This is a genomic window from Ramlibacter sp. (genome assembly GCF_041916345.1).
GTDB lineage: Bacteria > Pseudomonadota > Gammaproteobacteria > Burkholderiales > Burkholderiaceae_C > Ramlibacter.
In genome coordinates this window covers 1-5,178 of sequence record NZ_JAYRZR010000156.1, presented here as the reverse complement: position 1 = coordinate 5,178, position 5,178 = coordinate 1, and the positions used below count along the sequence as shown (strand labels likewise).

Genomic DNA, 5,178 nt, shown 5'->3' with positions numbered 1-5,178 from the left:
CCAGCAAGGAGATCGGCAAGACGCTCGCCATCAGCCACCGCACGGTGGAGATCTACCGCGCGCGCCTGATGCGCAAGTACAAGGCCAGCACCACGGCGGACCTGGTGCACAAGCTGATGGCCGGGGCCTGAGGGCGCCTACTTCGCGGCCGCCAGCGCCAGCGGCAGCGCCCAATCCCTCAGCACGCGGCCGGTCCGTGCCCCGCCGCGCGGATGGTCGGCATCGGCCACCTCGCTCACGGCCGCCAGCACGATGCGCCGGCTGGGCACCACGTAGATGTACTGGCCGCCATAGCCCACGGCATAGGTGGCCTGGTCCGACCCTTCAGGCGTGGGCGCCGTCCACCACAGCCAGCCGTACCCGATGAAGCCCCCGCGCAGCGGCTGCGTGGTGTCGATGCGCCGCTGCGTGGCCTGCGCCAGATAGGCCGCGTCCACGATGCGGCGCCCCTGCCATTGCCCCTGGTCCACCACCAGCTGCCCGAGCGCCAGCAGGTCGCGCAGCCGCAGGTGCAGGCCGGCGGCGCAGTTGGGGATGTCGATCGAGTTGGTGGTCCATTCAGCGTCACCAGCGCCCAGCGGGGCCAGCAGCGTCTCGCGTGCCCAGGCGAGGAAGCCCTGCCCCTCGCCGCGTTCGGGCGGCGCGGTGCGGCCGATGGCGCGTACCACGACCTGGCCCGCGATCTGCGAGTCAGCATTGCTGTAATACCAGCGGGTGCCCGGTGCGTGCGCGAAGGGGCGCCGCAGCGCCAGGGCCAGGCCGTCCGGACGATGAAACCAGCCCAGGAAGCGCCCGTAGTCCGCGCTCTCCACCGGTGCCACGGGCGCGTAGCCGGTGGCGAGCGAGAGGCAGTGAGCCCAGGTGAGCGCGCGCACGCCAGCCTCCTGCGTGGGATCCGCCGCTTCCGCCAACAGGCCGGCGAGCGGTTGATCGGGCATGCCCAGCCGGCCCTGCGCGATGGCGGCGCCCGCCAGCAGCGAGACGACGGACTTGGTGACGGAGCGCACGTCATGCCAAGTGTCCGGCGTGAGGCCGGGGCGATGATGCTCGAACAGCACCTCCCCGCTGCGCAGGACGGCCAGGGCGCGGATGCGCTGCTCCGGCCCGGCCAGCTCACGCGCGAGCCCGGCGCGCAAGGCATCGATGCCGGCCGGCTGCGCGGGCACTGCCGCCGGGAACGCGCACCATGCTGCCGCTGCCGCGCCACGCAGGCAGGCCCTTCGCGTGAGCAGCGGCGCAGCGCGCATGGCTCAGGCCGCGTCGATCACTTCCGAGGCGCTGCGGAACGCATCCACCGCCGCCGGGAAGCCGCAGTACACGCTGGCGTGCAGGAAGATCTCCTGCAGTTCCGCCGGCGTCACGCCATTGTTGAGCGCACCGCGCACGTGGATCTTGAGCTCGTGCATGCGACCCAGCGCCACCAGCATGGAGACGGTGACGATGCTGCGCGTCTTCAGGTCGATGCCATCGCGCTGCCAGGTGTTGCCCCAGGCGTGGCGCGTCACCAGCTCCTGCAGCGGCGCGGTAAACGGCGTGGAACGGTCCAGCGCGCCTTGCACATAGGCGTCGCCCAGCACGGCGCGTCGGGTGGCCAGGCCGGCCTGGGTCTCGGGGTGGTCGGAAAGGGGCGCGGGCATGGGCAGATCCTCCAGGGTTGAAACGATGGGCAGCAGCATACGCGGCCCTGCTAACCTTGGTGCATCACCGATGCATGACGAGGAATCCCCGATGAGCCAACGCTATCCCCTGCCCGAGCTGAAGGACCTGCCCGAAGACCTGCGCCAGCGCATCCTGGAGGTGCAGGAGAAGAGCGGCTTCGTGCCCAACGTGTTCCTGGCGCTGGCGCGCCGGCCGGCCGAGTGGCGCGCGTTCTTCGCCTACCACGACGCGCTGATGACGCCGGAGACGACGGGCCGCACGAGCGGCCTCACCAAGGGCGAGCGCGAGATGATCGTCACCGCCACCAGCGCCGCCAACCAGTGCCTGTACTGCGTGGTGGCGCATGGCGCGATCCTGCGCATCTACGAGAAGAAGCCGCTGGTGGCCGACCAGGTGGCGGTGAACTACCGCAAGGCCGACATCCCGCCGCGCCAGCGCGCCATGCTCGACTTCGCGATGAAGGTGTGCCTGCGCTCGCACGAGGTCGACGAGGCCGACTTCCCGGCCCTGCACGCGCACGGCTTCAATGACGAGGACATCTGGGACATCGCGGCCATCACCGCGTTCTTCGGCCTGTCCAACCGCATGGCCAGCTTCTCCGGGATGATGCCCAACCCCGAGTTCTACCTGATGGGGCGGGTGCCACGCGAGAAGAAGTGACCCCGCCGCGCGGGCGCCCGTGGCGCCTGCGTGACAGCGCTTGGTGTTAGCCCGCGTGCCGACCGGCGCGGACGTTCGTAGACTGGCCCTCGCTCACCGAGGAGACCTGTTCCATGACCCGTTCGCTTCCTTCGCGCCGCCAGGTGCTGCAGACCCTGGGCGCCGGCGCTGCCGTGGCCGCCGCGCCCGCCGTGCTGGCGCAATCCGGCTGGCCCAGCAAGCCCATCCGCATCATCGTGGCGTTCCCGCCGGGCGGCCTGACGGACGCCTATGCGCGCCTGTACGCCGACCAGGTCACGCAGGCGCTGAAGGTGCCGGTGGTGGTGGAGAACAAGCCCGGCGCCGGCGCCGTGATCGGCATCGACGCGCTCGTGAAGTCGCCCGCCGATGGCTACACGCTGCTCATGACGACCTCGGGGACCGTGTGGCAGAACCGCGTGCTCTACACCAAGCTACCCTACAACCTGGACAAGGACATCACGCCGATCGCGGTGTTCCCCTCCGGCCCGCTGGTGCTGGGTCTGGCGCCCAAGGTGACGGCCAAGACGGTGGCCGAGTTCATCGAGCAGGCGAAGGCCAAGCCGATGAACATGGGCACGTATGCGCCCGGTTCGTATCCGCACATGGTGGCCGACCAGCTCAACCGCGGGGCCGGCACCAAGCTCACCTCGGTGCACTACCGGGGCGAATCGCCGATGTGGGTCGACGTCGCCTCCGGGCAGATCGAGGCCGCCATCGGCAGCTACCAGGCCTTCGCCACGGTGCAGCCGCGTGGCGTGCGGCCCATCGGTGTCACCGGGCCCTACCGCAGCCCCAAGATGCCCGACGTGCCGACGCTCACCGAAGCGGGCATGACCGACCGCCTTGTTACGCTGGAAGGCGGCCTGCCGCTCATTGCGCCGGCCGGCACGCCCGAGCGCGTGCTGCAGGCCCTGTCGAAGGTGGTGGTGGAAGGCGCGAACAGTGAGCGCGCCGCCAAGCTGCGCGAGTCATTCGGCATCCCGAACAAGCCGAAGAACCTGGCCGAGACGCGCAAGGACTGGGAACGCGAAGTGCCCGTGTGGATCAAGCTGGCGGTCGACCTGGGGATCAAGCTCGACTAGGCCCCTACTCCACATGCCGGCGGAACCAGTCCGGCATCGGCAGCGACTTCTGCGCCGCGTAGTCCGTCCACACCATGGTCGCGCCACCGGAGGTGGTGATCACGCCCGGCGCATCGGTGCGCTCCAGCGTACACCAGCTCTCGAAGCTGCTGCGGCCGGGGTCGCTCACGTACATGCGCGCCAGCAGCTCACCCGGGTGCTCCACCTGCCGGTGGAAGGTGCAGAAGGCGTTGATGATCAACGGGCCCTGGGCGTCGCTGTGCAGCGTGAGGCCCAGCGCGCGCAGCCACTCCAGGCGGATGATCTCCAGGTAGCGGAAGTACAGGGTGTTGTTCACATGACCCATGGGGTCCATGTCACCCCAGCGGATGGGGATCGTCATCTCGTGAACGCGCTTCCGGCGCTCGGGCAGCTCGAACTTCATGCCGCTCGCCCCCCGCTCAGATGCCGAAGCCGTCGTCCGCGGCGATCACCGCGCCGTTGATGAAGTGGCTCTGCCCCGAGGCCAGCAGCACGATCAGCGCGTCCAGGTCCTCGGGCTTGCCCACGCGCTTGCGCGGCAGCATGTTCATCAGCTTCTGGCCCTGCTCGGTGGCCCAGTGGTGATGGTTGATCTCGGTGTCGATGTAGCCGGGGCACAGCGCGTTCACGTTGATGCCGAATCGGCCCCACTCCAGCGCCATCGCCTTGGTCATCTGCACCACGGCGGCCTTGCTCATCGCGTACACGCCGATCTGCGGCAGCACGCGCAGGCCCGCCATGGAGGCGATGTTGATGATGCGGCCGCCCGTGTAGGTGCCCGGCGCGGCGCCGCGGGCGCGCGCGATCATGCGCTTGCCCACTTCCTGCGCGACGAAGAACGAACCTCGCACATTGGTGCCGAAGACGTAGTCGAAGTCATCCTCCGTCACGTCCTGCACCTTCTGCGTGGTGCTGACGCCGGAGTTGTTGACCAGGATGTCGATGGAGCCGACCTCGGTCTCCGCATGGGCCACGGCGGACTTGATGCTGTCGATGTCGGTCACGTCCAGCTCGATCGCGTGGGCATCGCCGCCCTCGCCCTCGATCTGGGCGCGCAACTCCTTGAGCTTCTCCATGCGCCGGGCGGTCAGCACCACGGCCGCGCCAGCGCGCGCCAGCGTCTTGGCGAACTGCGCGCCCAGGCCGCTGGAAGCCCCTGTAATGAAGGCGACTCGGCCGTCGAGATCGATGCTGTAGCTCACTGAGGGTCCTCTCTAGAATCGGATGCGAACGATCGTTCGCGTGCAGGGGGCAGACGCATAGAATGCACGCGAACCACGCCGCGCGCAGTCCCGCGGGCGCCACCCGAAAACATTATCGACGACACCCATGACGCAAGATGAGATCCTGGCCCAGTACGGCCCGCGCGAAGCGATGGAATACGACGTGGTCGTGGTCGGTGGCGGCCCCGGCGGGCTGGCCACGGCCATCCGCCTGAAGCAGCTCGCCGCGGCCAGCGGCAAGGAGCTGTCGGTCGTGGTGCTCGAGAAGGGCTCGGAGCCCGGCGCGCACATCCTCTCCGGCGCCATCATGGACCCGAAGGCGCTGACCGAACTCATCCCCGACTGGCAGGCCCAGGGCGCGCCGCTGAACCAGCCGGTGACGGAAGACGCCATGGTGTTCCTGTCGGAGAACGGCTCGCTGCGCGTGCCCAACCCGCTGCTGCCCGGCTGCTTCCACAACGAGGGCAACTACATCGTGAGCCTGGGCAACGTGGTGCGCTGGATGGCGCAGC

General features: G+C 69.3%; 8 protein-coding genes. 4 read left to right on the top strand and 4 right to left on the bottom strand.

Going from position 1 to position 5,178, the window contains the following annotated elements; genetic code table 11:
- A partial coding sequence (locus ACE3T5_RS21090) for a LuxR C-terminal-related transcriptional regulator (protein ID WP_374670076.1) occupies positions 1-131 on the top strand: 131 nt, incomplete at its 5' end.
- A 6-nt stretch (positions 132-137) separates the two neighbouring features.
- On the opposite strand, the gene ACE3T5_RS21085 is transcribed toward ACE3T5_RS21090, so the two are convergent.
- Positions 138-1,247: a serine hydrolase domain-containing protein gene (locus tag ACE3T5_RS21085; RefSeq protein ID WP_374670075.1), complete on the bottom strand. Its 1,110-nt coding sequence runs from the start codon at positions 1,245-1,247 to the stop codon at positions 138-140.
- Positions 1,248-1,250: 3 nt separating this feature from the next.
- The gene (locus ACE3T5_RS21080; protein ID WP_374670074.1) at positions 1,251-1,637 is read right to left on the bottom strand and encodes a carboxymuconolactone decarboxylase family protein; all 387 of its coding nucleotides are present in this window, start codon (positions 1,635-1,637) and stop codon (positions 1,251-1,253) included.
- A gap of 91 nt (positions 1,638-1,728) precedes the next feature.
- Between ACE3T5_RS21080 and ACE3T5_RS21075 the strand changes: the two genes are divergently transcribed.
- Both ACE3T5_RS21075 and ACE3T5_RS21070 read left to right on the top strand, forming a co-directional pair.
- Complete coding sequence (locus ACE3T5_RS21075; RefSeq protein WP_374670073.1) at positions 1,729-2,319, top strand: peroxidase-related enzyme; 591 nt, start codon at positions 1,729-1,731, stop codon at positions 2,317-2,319.
- 113 nt (positions 2,320-2,432) lie between these two features.
- On the top strand, positions 2,433-3,422 hold the full coding sequence (locus tag ACE3T5_RS21070; protein WP_374670072.1) for a Bug family tripartite tricarboxylate transporter substrate binding protein: 990 nt from the start codon (positions 2,433-2,435) through the stop codon (positions 3,420-3,422).
- Between the two features lie 4 nt (positions 3,423-3,426).
- Here ACE3T5_RS21070 and ACE3T5_RS21065 read toward each other — a convergent pair whose 3' ends face one another.
- Together ACE3T5_RS21065 and ACE3T5_RS21060 are read right to left on the bottom strand one after the other, a co-directional pair.
- Positions 3,427-3,846: an acyl-CoA thioesterase gene (locus tag ACE3T5_RS21065; RefSeq protein ID WP_374670071.1), complete on the bottom strand. Its 420-nt coding sequence runs from the start codon at positions 3,844-3,846 to the stop codon at positions 3,427-3,429.
- 16 nt (positions 3,847-3,862) lie between these two features.
- On the bottom strand, positions 3,863-4,645 hold the full coding sequence (locus ACE3T5_RS21060) for an SDR family oxidoreductase (protein ID WP_374670070.1): 783 nt from the start codon (positions 4,643-4,645) through the stop codon (positions 3,863-3,865).
- Between the two features lie 127 nt (positions 4,646-4,772).
- Between ACE3T5_RS21060 and ACE3T5_RS21055 the strand changes: the two genes are divergently transcribed.
- Positions 4,773-5,178: NAD(P)/FAD-dependent oxidoreductase (locus tag ACE3T5_RS21055; RefSeq protein WP_374670069.1), on the top strand; the 406-nt coding region annotated here is incomplete at its 3' end.

What these genes read in the sequence shown, in the direction of transcription:
- ACE3T5_RS21085 (WP_374670075.1), bottom strand. Translation starts at nt 1,247, where the DNA reads ATGCGCGCTGCGCCGCTGCTCACGCGAAGGGCCTGCCTGCGTGGCGCG.
- ACE3T5_RS21080 (WP_374670074.1), bottom strand. Translation starts at nt 1,637, where the DNA reads ATGCCCGCGCCCCTTTCCGACCACCCCGAGACCCAGGCCGGCCTGGCC.
- ACE3T5_RS21075 (WP_374670073.1), top strand. Translation starts at nt 1,729, where the DNA reads ATGAGCCAACGCTATCCCCTGCCCGAGCTGAAGGACCTGCCCGAAGAC.
- ACE3T5_RS21070 (WP_374670072.1), top strand. Translation starts at nt 2,433, where the DNA reads ATGACCCGTTCGCTTCCTTCGCGCCGCCAGGTGCTGCAGACCCTGGGC.
- ACE3T5_RS21065 (WP_374670071.1), bottom strand. Translation starts at nt 3,846, where the DNA reads ATGAAGTTCGAGCTGCCCGAGCGCCGGAAGCGCGTTCACGAGATGACG.